General features: G+C 74.2%; 1 protein-coding gene. It reads left to right on the forward strand.

The window, feature by feature from the left end:
- Positions 1-10: 10 nt before the first annotated feature.
- Positions 11-19,171 carry an amino acid adenylation domain-containing protein gene (locus ACFYXC_RS07170; RefSeq protein ID WP_389547888.1) on the forward strand — a complete coding sequence of 6,387 codons (19,161 nt, stop codon included), beginning with the start codon at positions 11-13 and terminating at the stop codon, positions 19,169-19,171.
- The last annotated feature ends 35 nt before the right edge of the window (positions 19,172-19,206 follow it).

Genomic DNA, 19,206 nt, shown 5'->3' on the forward strand with positions numbered 1-19,206 from the left:
CGAAACGCGTGTGTCCGGCATCGACGACGCAGATGTGACGGCGTACTGGCGCCGACGGCTCGATCCCCTTCCCCAGGAGGCGGTCCTGCCCGTCGACTTCCCGTATCCGTCGGCGCCCGGCGGCGAGCAGCGGACGATCGGCCGCACGCTGGACGCGGCGGCCGACGAGGTCACCCTCCTGTCCGCCTTCGTGGCCCTGCTGCACCGCTACGGCGGAGCGCACGACATCACCGTCGGGTACGGGGGGCTGCCGATCCGGGTCGCCCTCGACGGCGGGACCGCCTTCGCGGAACTGGTCCGGCGGGTCGCCGAGGCGTGCGAGGGCGCCGCCGCCCATCACGTGGAACCGGACGTGCTGGTCGCGCAGTTGCGGCCGGAGCCGACCAGGGGCGGGGGGCTTCTGTTCAACACGGCCTTCGGGACGGGGCACGACGGCACCCCGGACGACCGGGCGCACGCCGCCTCCGGCAGCCGGGACGGCGGCTCGCCCGACGGCCGGGGCGACGGCCTGCTCGACGGCCGGGGCGGCGGTCTGCTCGATCTGGCGCTCGAAGTGCGGGACGGCACCGTACGGGTGGCGTACCGTCAGGGCCTTTTCCGGGACGAGACCGCGCAGCGGGCCGCGGACCACTACGTCACCCTGCTCACCGACGCGCTCACCCGGCCGCACGTCCCCGTCGGTGAACTGGACCTGCTGGACGCCGCGGAACGCCACCGCGTCCTGTGCGAGTGGAACGACACCGACCACGACATCCCCCCGCGGACCTGGCCGGAGATGTTCGCCGAGCAGGTCCGGCAGCGGCCCGCCGAGATCGCGCTGGTCTTCGAGGACACCCGGCTGACCTACGCGGAACTGGACGCACGCGCCAACCGGCTGGCCCGTGCGCTCGTCGCCCGCGGCGCCGGACCCGAACGCGTGGTGGCCCTCGCGGTGCCCCGCTCCGCCGAACTCGTCGTCGCCGAGGTCGCGGTACTGAAGTCCGGCGCCGCCTACCTGCCCGTCGACACCGACTACCCGGCCGACCGCATCTCCTACATGCTGGCCGACGCGCGGCCCGCCTGCCTGCTCACCACCGCCGAGGTCGCCGAGGACATCCCGCCGTGCGAGGGCATGGACGTCGTGGTGCTGGACGCGCCGGACACCGTCCGCGAGCTGACGGAGCATGAGCCGTCGCCGCCCGACCCCGGCGCCCTCTCCGTCGGCAACGCGGCCTACGTCATCTACACCTCCGGCTCCACGGGCCGCCCCAAGGGAGTGGTGCTCTCCCACGCCGGTGTCGCCAAGCTGGTCGCCACGCAGACCGAGCGGTTCGGCATCGGACCGCACAGCCGGGTCCTCCAGTTCGCCTCGCCGAGTTTCGACGTGGCCTTCTGGGACCTGTGCCTCGGACTGCTCTCCGGTGGCCGGCTCGTCGTCGTCCCCGCCGAGTTGCGGGTGCCCGGCGCACCCCTCGCCGACTACGCCCACGCCCACGGCATCACCTTCATGATCCTCCCACCGGCGCTGCTCGCCGCGATGCCCGAGGACGTCGAACTGCCGCCCGCGACGCTGCTCGCCGGCACCGAACGGGTGTCGCCCGAACTGGTCGGCCGGTACGCCCGCGGCCGGATGATGTTCAACGCGTACGGCCCCACCGAGGCGACCACCAACTCGACCCTCGGCCTGTGCGACCCCGACACCCCCGCCGGCACGATCGTGCCGATCGGCATCCCCGACCCCGGCACCCGCGCGTACGTGCTGGACGCCCGGCTCCAGCCCGTACCGGCCGGTGTGCCCGGGGAGTTGTACCTCGGCGGCGCCGGACTCGCCCGTGGCTACCTGGGGCGGCCCGACCTGACGGCCGAGCGGTTCGTCGCCGACCCGTTCGGCGCGCCCGGCGAGCGGCTCTACCGCACCGGCGACCTGGTGCGCTGGAAGGCCGACGGCAGGCTGGAGTTCCTCGGCCGCGCCGACGCGCAGGTGAAGATCCGCGGCTTCCGTATCGAGCCCGGCGAGATCGAGTCCGTGCTGCGCGCCCACCCGGCCGTGGAACAGGCCGCGGTCCTGGTCCGCGAGGACCGCCCCGGCGACCGCCGGCTCGCCGCCTACGTCGTCCCCGCCCTGGACGCGGACCGGGACTTCGGCGAACAGGTCCAGGAGTGGAAGGACCTGCACGAACTGCTCTACGCGGCGGCCGGATCCGAAGGCCGACGGGACGACTCGCCGGTCTCGGGCGACGCCTCCGCGGCCTTCCGGGAGAACTTCGCCGGCTGGAACAGCATGTACGACGGGCTGCCCATCCCGGTGGCGGAGATGCGCGAGTGGCGCGAGGCGACCCTGACCCGCATCGGGGAGCTCGCACCGCGCCGCGTACTGGAGATCGGCGTCGGCAGCGGACTGCTCCTGTCCCGGATCGCCCCCGGCTGTGAGGCGTACTGGGGCACCGACCTCTCCGAGGAGGCGGTACGGGCGCTGCGCGCCCAGGTCGACGCGGTGCCGGAACTGGCCGACCGGGTGCGTCTGAGCGCCCGGCCCGCGCACGACACCGACGGACTTCCGCGGGCCTACTTCGACACGGTCGTCCTCAACTCCGTCGCCCAGTACTTCCCGACCGCCGACTACCTCACCGATGTCATCCGCGCCGCGGCGGAGCTGCTCGCGCCCGGGGGACGCCTGTTCGTCGGTGACGTGCGCAACGCCCGGCTGCTGCGCTGCCTGCGCGCCGCCGTGGAGACGCGCCGCGCGGCCGACCCGCAGGACAAGCAGGCCCTGCGGGCCGCCGTGGAGCGGTCGGTCGCCTGGGAGGGCGAACTGCTTCTCGACCCCGACTACTTCGCGAACCTCGACGGCTTCGACGCCGACATCCGCGTCAAGCGGGGCAGCCACCACAACGAACTGACCCGCTACCGCTACGACGTACTCCTCCAGAAGCGCGAAGAACCGCACACCCCGCTCACGGGCGACGGACCGGCTTCTGAGGGGCGCGGGGAACTGCGCAACCGAGCTGAAAGCGACGGTACCGCTCCGGGCAACTCGGTCACGGGCGGCGACCCGGCTCTTGAGGGGCGCGGGGAACTGCGCAAGCCGGTCACGGGCGACGGGCCGGCTTTTGAGGGGCGCGGGGAACTGCGCAACCGAGCTGAAGGCGGCGTTGCCGCTTCGAGCGACCTGGTCACGGGTGCCGAGGTCCCCTGGGCGGACCTGACCGACCTGGCCGGCCTCGACGCCCTGCTGGCCAGGCACACGACCCCGCTCCGCGTCACCGGCGTACCCAACGCCCGCCTAGCCGAAGACCTCACCGCACTCACCGCCCTCGCCGACAGCAGCCGCCCCGCCTCACCGGCCGACGCGCCGGACCCGGAAGCCCTCCACGCCCTCGCCGCCCGGCACGGCCTGCACGCTGCCGTCACCTGGAACAGGGACGCCGACGACGGCAGCCTCGACGTGGTCTTCGGCCCCGCCGGCACCGGGCCGGGGGCAGCGGCCCCGCTCTACCGCCCCTCCGGAAGAACCGTCCCGCACGCCAACCGCCCCGCGCCCTTCCGGGACGTCAACTCCCTGATGAAGGCTCTGCGTTCGTACGCGGCCGAGCACCTGCCGGAGTACATGGTCCCGTCCGCCGTCGTCCCCCTGGACCGCCTCCCGGTCACCCCGAGCGGCAAGCTCGACGGCGCCGCGCTTCCCGTGCCCGACTACGGGGCCCTCAGTTCGGGCCGCCCGCCGCGCGACGCCCGTGAGGAAGTGCTGTGCGCGGCCTACGCCGAGGTGCTCGGCCTGCGGTCGGCGACCATCGACGACGACTTCTTCGCCCTCGGCGGCGACAGCATCACCGCCATCCAGCTGCTCATCCACGCACGCCGGGCCGGGCTGCGCCTCAGCTCCCGCGACGTGTTCCGGCACCGGACGGTCGCGGCCCTCGCCGAGGCCGCACAGGTGCGCGGCGACGCGGACGCCGGCACGGGGACGCCCGTCGGCGACGACGCCCCCCTCGTGCGGCTCGACGCGTCCGAACTCGCCGAACTGCAGGGCGAGCACCCGCTCACCGTGCGGGAAGTGCTGCCGCTGAGCCCCCTCCAGGAGGGGTTCTACTTCCACTCCCTCGTCGACGGCGCCGACCATGACACCTACGTGGTCCAGCAGGCCCTCGAACTGTCCGGCCCGGTCGACGCCGGGGCACTGCGCCGGGCGGCCCAGCGCGTCCTCGACCGGCACGCCCCGCTGCGGGCCTGCTTCCGCGCGCTTCCCGACGGCCGCCCCGTGCAGCTCGTCGCCGAGGGCCTGGAACTGCCCTGGCGCGAGCTGGACCTCTCCGAGGAGGACGGCAGCCGGGCCGCCGCGAACGGACAGGCCGCTGCGAACGGCCGGACCGCAGAGGACCGGCTGCGGGCGGCCGCCGACGCGGTCGCCGCCGAGGAGCGCGCCCACCGCTTCGACCTCGCCCGGCCGCCCCTGGTGCGCTGCGCGTTCGTCAGACTCGGCGCGGACCGCGGCCGCCTGCTGCTGACGTTCCATCACAGCGTGGCCGACGGCTGGTCGTTGCCGGTCCTGCACCGCGAACTGCTCGCCTGCTATGGCGACAACCCGGCCCCGCTGCCCCAGGTCACGCCGTACCGTACGTACCTGCGCGGTCTGGCCGCCGCCGACCGCGCGGCGGCCCGCGAGACCTGGCGCGCGGCGCTCGCCGGGATCGACGGGCCGACCCGCCTCGTCGAGACGCCCGCCGACGGCACGCCGATCACGCCCGCCCAGGTCCGTGTCGAACTGTCCGAGCAGGTCACCGCCCGCCTGTCGGCGCGCGCCCGCGAGCTCGGCGTGACGCTGGGCACGGTCGTCCAGGGTGCCTGGGGTCTGCTGATCGGACGGCTCACCGCCCGCCAGGACGTGGTGTTCGGCACCACCGTCTCCGGCCGGGACGCCGAGGTCGAGGGCATCGAGTCGATGGTCGGGCTGTTCATCAACACCCTTCCCACCCGTTTCCGCTGGGAGCCCGCGGACACCCTCGCCGGTCTCCTCGGCCGGCTCCAGGACGAGCAGACCGCCCTGCTGGACCACCAGCACCTCGGTCTCGCCGAGATCCAGCGGGTCGCCGGACTCGCGGGCGGCGGTGAGCTGTTCGACACCCTGGTCGTCTTCGAGAACTACCCGGCCGCCACCGGCCTCGCCGATCCGTCCGGCCACATCCGGGTCACCGGGCACGAGTTCCACGACGCCGTCCACTACCCGCTCGCCCTGATCGTGAAGCCGGGCCGCCGCCTCGACCTGCGGCTGAAGCACCACGCGCGGCGGCTCGACGCCGAGACCGTACGCCGCGTCGCCGACCGACTCACCCGCATCCTGCACGCCCTGGCGGAGGACCCGGGGCGACCGGCCGCCGCCCTGGAGCTCCTGTCACCGTCGGAGCTGTCCCACGCCCACCCCGCCGGCGAACGGCGGGAGGTGCCCGCCACCACCCTCGCCGCGGCCTTCGAGGCCCAGGCGGCCCGCACCCCGCACGCCACCGCGGTCGTGTACGAGGACGAGACCCTCACATACGCGGAACTCGACGCGCGTGCCGCCGGGCTGGCGAGGCGGGTCCGGGCCAAGGGCGCAGGACCCGGCGCGGTCGTCGCGGTCGCCGTACCGCGTTCGACCGCCCTCATGGTGGCCCTGCTCGGCGTGCTCAAGTCCGGCGCCGCCTATCTCCCGGTCGACGTGGACTACCCGGCCGACCGGGTGGCGCACATGCTCACCGACTCCGGGGCGACGACGGTCGTCACCACCGCCGGCACCGCGCACCGGCTGCCCGCGATCCCGGGGCTCGACCACCTTCTGGTGGACGCCCCCGCCCACGACCGGCCCGCGGCCACGCGCGTCGCCCGAACCACCCGCGTCCCCGGAACCACGCCCAGCCCCGACGCCACTCCCGCAGACCCCGACGACCCCGCGTACCTGATCTACACCTCCGGCTCCACCGGCCTTCCCAAGGGCGTCGTCGTCACCCACCGCGCCGTCGTGAACCGCCTGGCGTGGATGCAGGGCGAGTACGGGCTGGCCGCCGACGACCGTGTGCTCCAGAAGACCCCGGCCAGCTTCGACGTGAGCGTGTGGGAGTTCTTCTGGGCGCTGTGCGAGGGCGCCGCGGTCGTGCTCGCCCGTCCGGACGGCCACCGGGACCCCGCGTACCTCGCCGAGCTGATCCGCACTCAGGGTGTCACCACCCTGCACTTCGTGCCGTCGATGCTCGAAGCCTTCCTGCAGTCGCAGGACATCACCGCCGACCCGGCGTGGGCGGCCTCGCTGCGGCGCGTCTTCAGCAGCGGCGAGGCGCTCCCCGGCGCCGCGTCGGCCCGCTGGCGGGACCTCACCGGAGTGCCCCTGCACAACCTGTACGGCCCCACCGAGGCCGCCGTCGACGTCACGCATCACGCGTACGACGGAACGCCCGGCACCACCGTGCCCATCGGCAGGCCGGTGTGGAACACCGGCCTGCGCGTCCTCGACTCCTGCCTGCGCCCGGTGCCCGCGGGAGTGCCCGGCGAGCTGTACCTCACGGGCGTGCAGCTCGCCCGCGGTTACCACGCCAGGCCGGCCCTGACCGCCGAGCGGTTCGTCGCCGACCCGTACGGCGCACCCGGCGAGCGCATGTACCGCACCGGTGACCTCGTACGCCGTCGCGCGGACGGCGTCGTCGAGTACCTCGGCCGCACCGACCGCCAGGTCAAGATCCGCGGCAACCGCGTCGAACTCGGCGAGATCGAGGCCGCGCTGGCCCGGCAGGACGCGGTCGCCCAGGCAGCCGTCACCGTCACGGGCGGCGCCCTCGTCGCCTACGTGGTCCCGGCGCGCGACGCCCGCCCGGAACCCGCCCACCTGGCCGACGCCCTGTCCGCGTCGCTGCCCGCCCCCATGGTGCCCGGCGCCTACGTCGTCCTGGAATCCCTCCCACTGACCCCCAGCGGGAAGCTCGACCGGGCCGCGCTGCCCGCGCCGCAGGCGGTACGGGCCGAGGCGCGCGCACCCCGCGACGAGCGGGAGCGCGCCCTCACCGACATCTTCGCCGCGGTGCTCAAGCTCGACGAGGTCGGCATCGACGACGACTTCTTCATGCTCGGCGGCGACAGCATCACCTCCATCGGCGTCTCCAGCCGCGCCCGGCGGGCCGGCCTCGACCTGAACCCCCGCGACGTCTTCGAGCACCGCACGCCCGCCGCCCTGGCGGCCGCGGCCGTCCCCGTCGCCGAGACGCGCGCCCTGCGCTCCGACTTCGCCCTCACCGCCGAGGAGACCGAGCGCGTCCGCCGCCTCAGCCCCGGCCCCGTGGACGACATCTGGCCCCTCGCCCCGCTCCAGGAAGGTCTGTTCTTCCACTCCACGTACGACTCCGGCGCCCTGGACGTCTACACCGTCCACGAGTCGTTCGACCTCGCCACTCCGCTCGACACGGACCGGCTGCGCACCGCCGTCCGCGTCCTGCTGGAGCGCACCCCCAGCCTGCGCGCCGGCTTCACCAGCGAAGGGCTGCGCCAGCCGGTGCAGTTCATCGTCCGTGACCCGGAGATCCCGCTGGAGGAGGTCGACCTCTCCGGGCTGCCCGCCGCGGAACAGGACGCCCGGCTGCGGGAGGTGACGGACGCCGAACGGTCCCGCCGCTTCGACCTGACCCGCCCGCTGCTCTTCCGCATCCTCGTCGTGCGTCTCGGGGCGGAACGCGGTGACCGCCTCGTCGTCGGCCGCCACCTCCTCCTGTGGGACGGCTGGTCCGCGTGGCTCTTCCTCGACCAGCTCTTCGCCCTGTACGCGTCCGGCGGCGACCCGGACGGCCTCGCCGCGCCCGGCTCGTACCGCGACTACCTGACCTGGCTGGAGGCCCAGGACACGGCCGTCGCCACCGACGCCTGGCGCACCGCCCTCGCCGGACTCGACGAGCCCACCCTGCTCGCCGCCGCCGACCAGGGACTGGAGCCGGACATCCCGGAGAGCCTCGACGTCCTCGTCCCGGACGAGGTGGGGACACGACTGCGCGACATCGGCCGCCGGCACGGGCTGACCCTCAACACCGTGCTCAACGCCGCGTGGGGCCTGACCCTGGCGAGTGCGACAGGCCGCACCGACGTCGTCTTCGGCACCACCGTCGCGGGGCGGCCGAGCGAGGTGCCGGAGATCGAGAACGTCATCGGCATGTTCCTCAACACCGTCCCCGCCCGCATCGCCTACGACCCCGCCGAACCCGTGCTCGGACTGCTGCGCCGAGTCCAGGACGAGCGGCTGGCCGTCATGCCGTACGAGTACCTCGGCCTCGGTGTGCTGCAGGCCGAGACCGGACACCGGCGGCTCTTCGACACCCTCTTCGTGCTGCGCAACAGTGACACCGAGGAACGCCTCGCCGAACTGGGCGAACGCCACGGAGCCACCGCCGTCGCCAACGTCGACGCCACCCACTATCCCGTCAACCTCGTCGTCACACCCGGCCGCAGCATCCAGGTCACCCTGACCCACCGGGCCGACGTGATCGCCCGCCCGCAGGCCCAGGAACTGCTCGACCGGTTCACCCTGCTCCTGGACCGGCTCACCCGCGACCTCGACGCCCCCGTGGGCCGCCTCGACGCGCAACTGCCCGCCGAACAGCGGGAACTGGCGCGCGAGCGGGCCGCCGGGCGGGTGCCCGACCCCGAGGACACCATCGCCGACCTGCTGGCCGCCCAGGCAGCCGCCACCCCCGACACCACCGCGCTGGTCTTCGGCGACCGGACCCTCACGTACGCCGAACTCGACGCCCGCATCAACCGCATGGCCCGTCTGCTGCTGGAGCGCGGCGCCGCCCCCGAGCGGGTCGTCGCGCTCGGGCTGCCCCGCTCGCTCGACATGGTGGTCGCGCTGTTCGCGGTGCTGCGCACGGGCGCCGCGTACCTGCCCCTGGAGCTGGACCACCCGGACGACCGGCTGGTCGGGATGCTCCAGGACGCCCGGCCCACGCTGCTGCTGTCCAACGCGGCCGTCTCCGCACGGCTGGCGGCGGCCCACACGCCCCGCGCCCTGCTGGACGACCCGGCCGTCGACGCCGAACTCGCCTCATATCCGGCCCACTTGGAGCGGCGCCGGTTCAGCCTGGAGCACCCGGCGTACGTCATCTACACCTCCGGGTCCACCGGCCGGCCCAAGGGTGTCGTCACGCCCTACCGGGGCCTGACCAACATGCAGCTCAACCACCAGCGGGAGATCTTCGAACCGGCCATCGCCTCGGCGGGCGGGCGCCGGCTGCGCATCGCCCACACGGTGTCGTTCGCCTTCGACATGTCCTGGGAAGAGCTGCTGTGGCTCGTCGAGGGCCACGAGGTGCACATCTGCGACGAGGAACTGCGACGCGACGCCGAGGCCCTGGTCGCGTACTGCGAGACCCACCGCGTCGACGTCATCAACGTCACCCCCACCTATGCCCACCTCCTCATCGAGCAGGGCCTGCTGGAGGGCCACCGGCCGCCGCTCGTGCTGCTCGGCGGCGAGGCCGTCTCCGAGACCGTGTGGAACCGGCTGCGCGACACCGAGGGCACGTACGGCTACAACCTCTACGGGCCGACCGAATACACCATCAACACCCTCGGCGGCGGCACCCTCGACAGCGCCACCCCGACCGTCGGACGTCCGATCCGCGGCACCCGCGCCCACATCCTGGACGCCTGGCTGCGCCCGGTGCCCGAGGGCGTGCCCGGCGAGCTGTACATCGCGGGCATCGGCCTGGCCCGCGGCTACCTCGACCGGCCGGCCCTGACCGCCGAGCGGTTCGTCGCCGACCCCTTCGGCGCACCCGGCGAGCGCATGTACCGCACCGGCGACCTGGTACGCCGGGGCCCCGACGGCAACCTCGACTTCCTCGGCCGCACCGACGACCAGGTCAAGATCCGCGGCTACCGCGTGGAGCTCGGCGAGATCGAGACCGCCCTGTCCCGGCACCCGCAGGTCGCGCACGCCGCCGTCGTCGTCCGCGACGAACGCCTCGTCGGCTACGTCGTCCCGGCGCCGCTCACCGGCGACGACCGCGACGGCGCCGAACGCGAGCAGGTCGGCGAGTGGCAGGAGATCTACTCCGACGAGTACGAGGAGATCAGCACCGCCGTCTTCACCGAGGACTACGCCGGCTGGGACTCCTCCTACGACGGCCGGCCCATCCCCTTCGAGGAGATGCGGGAGTGGCGCGAGGCCACCGTCGCCCGGATCCGCTCGCTGCGCCCGCGCCGCGTCCTGGAGATCGGTGTCGGCTCCGGCCTGCTGCTGTCCAGGCTCGCACCGGAGGCCGAGGCGTACTGGGCCACCGACTTCGCCGCGCCCGTCATCCGCAAGATCGGCGAGGAGCTGGCCCAGGACCCGGAGCTGGCCGCCCGCGTCACCCTGCGCGCCCAGCCGGCCGACGACCTGAGCGGCCTGCCCGCCGACGGATACTTCGACACCGTCGTCATCAACTCCGTCATCCAGTACTTCCCGAGCGTCGACTACCTGACGTCCGTGATCCAGGGAGCGATGGGACTCCTGGCTCCCGGTGGCGCGCTGTTCGTCGGAGACGTCCGCAACCTGCGCCTGGCCAGGACCTTCCAGACGGAGATCCAGCAGGCCAGGGGAGTCACCGGGGAGGCGCTGGAGCGCGCCGTCGAACGCGGCCTGCGCCTGGAGAAGGAACTGCTCGTCGACCCCGACTACTTCACGACCCTCGGCCACCGCGTCGACCTGCGCACCAAGCGTGCCCGCCACCACAACGAACTCACCCGCCACCGGTACGACGCCGTCCTGTACGCGGGGGAGGCGGACCTCGCCCTCGACCGCGTCCCGTCGGCCGGCTGGACCGACGACCTCGACGTGGCCGACCTCGTCCGGGCGGTCACCCCGCTGCGGTTCACCGGCATCCCGGACGCCCGCGTCGGGACCGCCGGGGGAGTGGACCCCGAGACGCTGCACGACCTCGCCGCCCCGCTCGGCTGTCACGTCCTGACGACCTGGTCCCGTGAACCCGGCACGTACGACGCCGTGTTCGTCGCCGCGACCGGTCCCGGCGAGGCTCCCGGCCGTACCGCCGGGCTGTACCTGCCGGGCGGCGGCGAGGCGCCCTACGCCAACGAGCCCACCGCCGCACGCGGCGCGAACAGCCTGGTGCGGCGGCTGCGCGACGACCTCAGGCAGCAGCTGCCCGACTACATGGTCCCGGCCGCGTTCGTCACCCTCGACCGGCTGCCCATGAACGACAACGGCAAGCTCGACGTGCGCGCCCTGCCCGACGCCGAACCGGCCGTCGCGCTCGGCACCGGCCGCGGACCGCGCACCCCCGCGGAAGAGGTGCTGTGCCGGCTCTTCGCCGAGGTGCTGGGCCTGCCCGAGGTCGGCGCGGAGGACGGCTTCTTCGACCTCGGCGGCCACTCCCTGCTCGCCACCCGGCTGATCAGCCGGGCCCGCACGGAGCTCGGCGCCGAGCTGGCGATCCGCGACCTCTTCGAGGCGCCGACACCGGAACTGCTCGCCGCGCGGGCCGGCACCGGACGCCCCGCCCGCCCGGCCGTCACCCCCGCCGAACGAGCCGGACGCATCCCGCTCTCACCGGCCCAGCGCCGCCTGTGGCTGGTCGAACGGATCACCGGCAGCGGGGTCGCGTACAACTTCCCGCTGGTCTTCCGGCTCCGCGGCGCACTCGACCTCGACGCGCTGCGCGCCGCCCTGCGCGACGTGGCGGGGCGGCACGAGGCGCTGCGCACGGTGTTCCCCGAGCACGACGGAGAGCCGTACCAGCGCATCCTGCCGGCCACGGAGGCGATGCCCGCCGTCACCGTGACGGACTGCGCCGAGGACGCGCTGGACGCGCTGATCGAGTCGGCGCAGCGCCGCCCCTTCGACCTGGCCCGTGAACTCCCGCTGCGCTGCGAGGTGTTCAGGACCGGCCCGGCCGACCAGGTGGTGGCCGTCGTGCTGCACCACATCACCACCGACGAGTGGTCCGACCGCCCGTTCCTCGCCGATCTGAACACCGCGTACGCGGCCCGGGCGGCGGGCGGGGAACCCGACTGGGCCCCCCTGCCGGTCCAGTACGCCGACTACACGCTCTGGCAGGACGACCTCCTCGGCCAGGTCGGCGAGCAGCAACGCGCCTACTGGACCCGCACCCTGAGCGGCCTGCCGGACGAACTGCCGCTGCCCCTCGACCGGCCCCGCCCGGACACGCCGACCGGACAGGGCGGCAAGATACGCCTCGAACTGCCCGCGGACACCGGCCGGGCACTGCGCGAGCTGTCCACCGCCACCGGCACCAGCATGTTCATGCTGTTCCAGGCGGCCACCGCGGCCCTGCTGCACCGGCTCGGCTCGGGTGACGACATCCCGCTCGGCGCGCCCATCGCGGGCCGCACGGACGACGCGCTCGACGACCTGGTCGGCTTCTTCGTCAACACCCTCGTCCTGCGCACCGACCTGTCCGGCGAGCCCACCTTCCGTGAACTCCTCGGACGGGTACGGGAAGCGGCCCTGGAGGCGTTCGAGCACCAGGACCTGCCCTTCGACCAGGTGGTGGAGGCGGTCAACCCGGCCCGGGTGGCCGGCCGCAACCCGCTCTTCCAGGTCATGCTCGGCTACCACCACCGACCCGACGGCGACCCCGACGTGCTCGGCACGGCCACCGAGTGGTTCGACATGGACACCGGCCGGGCCAAGTTCGACCTGCACTTCACCTTCGTGGACGAGGCGGACCGGCTGGTCCTGCTCCTCGAGTACGCGGTTGACCTGTGCGACGGCGCGACGGCGCGGCGCCTCACCCGGCGCATGGTCCGGCTGCTGGAGCAGGCGAGTGCCGCACCGGACCGGCCGGTGCGGGAACTGGACGTCCTCGACGCGGCCGAGCGCGCCCTCGTGCTCACCGAGTGGAACGACACGGCCCACGACACGACCGCGGCCACCCTTCCCGAACTGTTCCGGGCCCAGGCGGCCCGCACGCCCGGCGCGCCCGCCCTGGTCTTCGGCGAGGAGCGCCTGACCTACGCGGAGCTGGACGCACGCGTCGAGCACACCGCACGCGTGCTCGCCGGGGCGGGTGTGGGCCCCGAGACGACGGTGGCCGTGGCCCTGCCGCGCTCGGCCGACCTGGTGGTGGCCCTGCTGGCCGTGCACCGCGCGGGCGGGGCCTACCTTCCGCTGGACGCCGACTACCCGGCGGAACGCCTGGCGTTCATGCTCGCGGACGCCCGCCCGGTGTGCGTGATCCGGGACTCCCTGCCGGACGGCGAAGAGAGCGAACTCCCGCTCACCCACGACCCGGCGAGCCCCGCCTACCTGATCTACACCTCCGGCTCCACCGGCCGCCCCAAGGGGGTCGTCGTGCCGCACGCGGGCATCGCCAACCGCCTGCTGTGGATGCAGGAGGAGTACGGCCTGACCGGCGAGGACCGGGTGCTGCAGAAGACCCCGTCCAGCTTCGACGTGTCCGTGTGGGAGTTCTTCTGGCCGCTGATCACCGGGGCCGCCCTGGTGGTCGCCGAGCCGGAAGGACACAAGGACCCCCGCTACCTCGCGGAGCTGATCCGGCGGGAAGCCGTCACCACCGTGCACTTCGTGCCGTCGATGCTCCAGCTGTTCCTGGAGGAGCCGGCAGCGGCCGGCTGCACGGGGCTGCGCCGGGTGCTGTGCAGCGGCGAGGCGCTCCCCCCGCCGCTCGCGCACCGCTTCCACGACGCCCTGCCGTCCGTCGAACTGCACAACCTGTACGGGCCGACCGAGGCATCCGTGGACGTCACGGCGATCGAGGTGCGCCCCGGCGCCCCGTCCGTGCCGATCGGGCGGCCGGTGTGGAACACCCGTGTGTACGTCCTGGACGCCGGACTGCGACCGGTGCCGCCGGGGGTCGCGGGAGAGCTCTACCTGGCCGGCGCCCAGCTCGCCCGCGGCTACCTCGACCGCGCCGCGCTGACCGCCGCGCGGTTCGTCGCCGACCCGTACGGCGGGCCCGGCGAGCGCATGTACCGCACCGGCGACCTGGCCCGCTGGACGTCCGACGGCACGGTCGAGTACCTGGGGCGCACCGACGACCAGGTCAAGATCCGCGGCTTCCGGGTCGAACCCGGCGAGGTGGAGGCGGTACTCGTCCGGCACGACACCGTCGCCCGGGCCGTCGTCGTCCCGCACGGCCAGCGGCTCGTGGCGTACGTCGTCGCGGCGGCCGGACGCGTCACCGACCCCGCGGCACTGCGCCGCCACACCGCGGCCGCCCTGCCCGAGCACATGGTCCCGGCGGCCTTCACGGCCCTGGACGCCCTGCCGCTCACCCCCAACGGCAAGCTCGACCGCAGGGCCCTGCCCGCCCCGGACTTCGCCGCCGGGACCACGCAGACCCTGCCGCGCACCCCGCGCGAGGAGATCCTCTGCGGACTGTTCGCCGACGTCCTCGGCCTCGAACGGGTCGGGGTCCACGACGACTTCTTCGCCCTCGGCGGTCACTCGCTGGTCGCCATGCGCCTGGCCGGTCGGATCAGGGCGGCCCTCGGCACCGAGGTGTCGCTGCGCACGGTGTTCGAGGCGTCCACGGCGGCCCGGCTGGCCGGGCGCCTCCAGGGGTCGGACGGGGCCGGCACCGGCCTGCCCGCCCTCGTACCGGCGCGGCGCCCCGACCGTATGCCGCTCTCCTTCGCCCAGCAGCGGCTGTGGGTGCTCTACCGGGTGGAGGGCGCCGGCCCCACGTACAACATCCCGCTCGCCTGGCGGCTGACCGGCCGGCTCGACGCCGAGGCGCTCCAGCTCGCCGTCGACGACCTCGTGGCCCGGCACGAACCGCTGCGCACGGTCTTCCCCGAGGAGGACGGGCGCGCGTACCAGCGGATCCTGGAGCCCAGGCCGTCCCTGGTCGAGGTGGTGGCCGACTCCGTCACGAGCGAGGAGGAACTGGCCGGGCGGCTCGCCGAGGCCGCCGCGTACGGCTTCGCGCTGGACCGGGAACCGCCGCTGCGGGTCCACCTGCTGCGCACCGGCGCCGACGAGCACGTCCTGCTGCTCCTGCTCCACCACATCGCGGGCGACGAGTGGTCCGACCGGCCGCTCACCCGGGACCTCACCGAGGCGTACGAGGCACGGACCGCGGGCCGCGCACCGGACAGGGCGCCACTGCCCGTCCAGTACGCCGACTACAGCCTGTGGCAGCGCGCCCTGCTCGGCGACGAGAAGGACCCGGACAGTCTGGCCCACCGCCAACTGGCGTTCTGGAAGCAGGCGTTGGCGGACCTCCCCGAAGAACTCACGCTGCCCGCCGACCGGCCCCGCCCGCTGGAGGCGAGCTATCGCGGCGGCGCCGTCGACATGGCCCTGGACCCGGAACTGGCGGCGGGACTGCGCGCCCTGGCGCAGGCGAACCACGTCAGCGTGTTCATGGTCGTCCAGGCCGCGGTGGCGGCCCTGCTCACCCGGCTGGGCGCCGGCACGGACATCCCGCTCGGCAGCCCGATCGCCGGGCGCACCGACGAGGCGCTGGAGGACCTGGTCGGCTTCTTCCTCAACACGCTGGTGCTGCGCACCGACACCTCGGGCGACCCGGCCTTCCGTGACCTGCTGACCCGGGTCCGGGAGACCGACCTGGCCGCCTTCGACCACCAGGACGTGCCGTTCGAGCGCGTCGTGGACGTGCTCAACCCGGCGCGCTCGCTCTCCCGGCACCCGCTGTTCCAGGTCATGGTCGTGTACCTCGCGGCAGGCGGCGACGAGACGGGGCTCGCGGGACTGCGGTCGCGGCGGGAGCCGGTCGGTCAGACCGGAGCCAAGTTCGACCTGTCCTTCGACTTCGTGGAACGGCCCGGCGGTGCGGGCGTCGACGGCGTCCTGGAGTACAGCACCGACCTCTTCGACCCCGCGACCGCCGAAGCCGTCACCGAGCGCCTCATCCGGCTCCTGCGGGCCGTGACCGCCGCCCCCGACACGCCGCTCAGCCGGATCGACATCCTCGGCGACGCGGAGCGCCGGCGCATCCTCACCGAGTGGAACGACCGGCCCCTGCTCGCCGGACCGACCACCGTGCCCGCCCTCTTCGCACGGCAGGCCGCGCTCTCACCGGACGCGCCGGCCGTCGCGTCCGACGGCATCGAGCTGACGTTCGCCCAGCTCGACGCCGAGGCGAACCGTCTCGCCCGGCTGCTCGTCGCGCGGGGCGCGGGACCCGAGCGGCTCGTGGCGCTGGCGCTGCCCCGCACCGCCCGCACCCTGCTGGCCGTCCTCGCCGTGCACAAGGCGGGCGCCGCCTACCTGCCGCTCGACCCGGACGCCCCGGCCGGCCACCTGAGCGACACGCTCGGCGACGCCCGCCCCCTCCTGACGCTCACCACGCGTCAGCTCGCGCCACGGCTGCCCGCGGACGGCCCGCCGGTGCTGGAGATCGACGCCCCCGCGACGACGGAACTGCTCGCCGCCCAGGCCGCCACCGACCTCACCGACACCGACCGCGTCGCGCCCCTGACCCCGCGCCACCCGGCGTACGTCATCTACACCTCCGGCTCCACCGGCCGCCCCAAGGGTGTCGTCGTCACCCACGAGACGGTCGGCAACCTCTTCCACAGCCACCGCGAGACGCTGTACGAGCCCGCGAAGGCGATCACCGGCCGACGGCAGCTGCGCGCCGGACACGCCTGGGCGTTCTCCTTCGACGCCTCCTGGCAGCCGCAGCTGTGGCTGCTCGACGGGCACTGCGTCCACGTCGTCTCCGACGAGACCCGCCGTGACCCGGACCTCCTCGCGGCGGCCGTCGTCGAGCACGGCTTCGACTTCCTGGAGGTCACCCCGTCGTTCTTCGCGCAGATGGCCGAGACGGGCCTCGTGCGCGAGGACGGCAGCAGCCCCCTCGCGGTCGTCGGCGTCGGCGGCGAGGCCGTACCGGGCGCCCTGTGGGAGCGGCTGGGACGGCTGACCGGCACCGAGGCGTTCAACCTGTACGGGCCCACCGAGTCCACCGTCGACGCGCTCGTGGCACGGGTGCGCGACAGCGACCGGCCGCTCGTCGGCCGCCCCGTCGCGGGCACCCGCGCGTACGTCCTCGACGACCGGCTGCAGCCCGTACCGCCCGGTGTGACGGGCGAGCTGTACCTGGCCGGCGGGGGCCTCGCCCGCGGCTACCTGGGCCGCCCGACCCTGACCGCCGAGCGCTTCGTCGCCGACCCGTTCGGCGGGCCCGGCTCGCGCCTCTACCGGACCGGCGACCTCGCCCGCTGGACCGCCGACGGACACCTGGACTACCTCGGCCGAGCCGACGACCAGGTCAAGATCCGCGGCTTCCGCATCGAACCCGGCGAGATCGAGTCCGTACTCGCCGCCCATCCGGACGTCGCGCAAAGCGTGGTGACGGTACGTCAGGAGGGTGCGCGCAAGCTTCTCGTGGCGTACGTGGTCCCCGTACCCGGCGCGCTGCCCGACCCGGGACGGCTGCGCGCCCACGTCGGCGGGCACCTGCCCGACCACATGGTTCCGGCCGCCGTGGTCCTCCTGGACCGCCTGCCGGAACTCGCCAACGGCAAACTGGACCGGGCGGCCCTGCCCGCCCCGGACTTCTCCGCGCTCTCCACCGGTCGGGCTCCCGGCACCGAGCTGGAGAAGACCCTGTGCGCCGTGTTCGCCGACGTCCTGGGACTGGACGAGGTCGGCGTCGACGACGACTTCTTCACCCTCGGCGGCGACAGCATCATGGCGATGCAACTCGTCAGCAGGGCCCGCGCGGCGGACGTGCGCATCACCCCGCGCCTGGTGCTCAGGCACCGTACGGTCGCCGGACTCGCGGAGGTGGCGACCACCACCGCGGCCACCGAGGCCCGGCCGGCCGACGAGGGCACCGGCATCGTGCCGCTCACCCCGGTCATGCACTGGCTGCGCGAACTGGGCGGCCCCTTCAAGGGCTACCACCAGGCCGCCCTCGTCCAGACACCCGCCGCCCTGGACAGGCAGGGGCTCACGGCCGTGCTGCGGGCGCTCGCGGACCGGCACGCCATGCTGCGCGGCACGCTGGTCCGTGACGACTCCGGTGCCTGGAGCATCGCGGTGCCACCCGCCGGCGCGGTGGACCCCGGGGCCTGGATCGAGCGGGTCGACGTCGCGGGACTCGACGCCGAGGCGCTGCGGACGGCCGTCGCGGACGGCGCCCACGCCGCCCGCGCCGCGCTCGACCCCGAGGCCGGTGCCATGGTGCGGGCCGTGTGGTTCGACGCGGGCGACGACCCCGGCAGGCTGCTCCTGATGGCGCACCACCTGGTGACCGACGGCGTGTCCTGGCGTGTCCTGCTGCCGGACATGGCGACCGCCTGGCGGGCCGTCGAGGCGGGACGCCCCGCCGGGCTCCCACCCGTCGACACGTCCTTCCGCACCTGGGCGCACCGGCTCGGGGAACTCGCCCAGGACCCGGCCCGGGAAGCCGAACTACCGTTCTGGACCAAGCTGTTGGAGAGCGCGGCACCCCTGCCGCTGAGGAGCCCGCTCGATCCGGCCCGCGACACCACCGGCACCGTACGGCGGCTGGAGCTGCGGCTGCCCGCCGAGCAGACGGGCCCGCTGCTGTCCGCGGTGCCGGCCGCCTTCGGCGCGAACGTCAACGACGTCCTGCTCACCGGCCTCGGACTCGCCGTGGCCGACTGGCGTCGGCGGCACGACAGCGGTCCCGGCGGACCGGTGCTGGTCGATCTCGAAGGGCACGGCCGCGACGAGGAGGTGGCGGGGGACGTCGACCTGTCCCGTACGGTCGGCTGGTTCACCAACGTGTTCCCCGTCCTGCTGGATCCCGGTCCCGTCGACCTGGGCGCGGCGCTGGCGGGCGGCCCGGAGGTGGAGGCGGCGCTCGACCGGACCCGGCGGCACCTGGCCGCACTGCCCGCGAACGGCGCCGGCTACGGCATGCTCCGCCACCTCAACCCCCGTACGGCGCCGGTGCTGGCCGCGTTCGAGACACCGCAGATCGAGTTCAACTACCTCGGCCGTTTCGGCATCCCCGAGGCCACGGACTGGTCGTACGCTCCCGAGGAGGAGGTCTCGGACATCGGAGCCGAGCCGGAGATGCGGGAGGGCCACGCACTGGGCATCAACGTGGTGACCGAGGACCGCGCCGACGGTCCGGTCCTGGCCGCCCACTGGTCCTGGCCGGCGGCGGTCCTGGACGAGGAGGCGGTCCGCGATCTGGCCAGCACCTGGTTCCGCGCCCTGGAGGCCCTGGTCGACCGCGCGGCCGGCCGTGACTAGTCCCCCACCCGAGTACGACAGCTGAGTCGGAGGAG

Origin of the sequence: Streptomyces sp. NPDC002701 (genome assembly GCF_042889045.1) — a bacterium.
Lineage (GTDB): Bacteria > Actinomycetota > Actinomycetes > Streptomycetales > Streptomycetaceae > Streptomyces.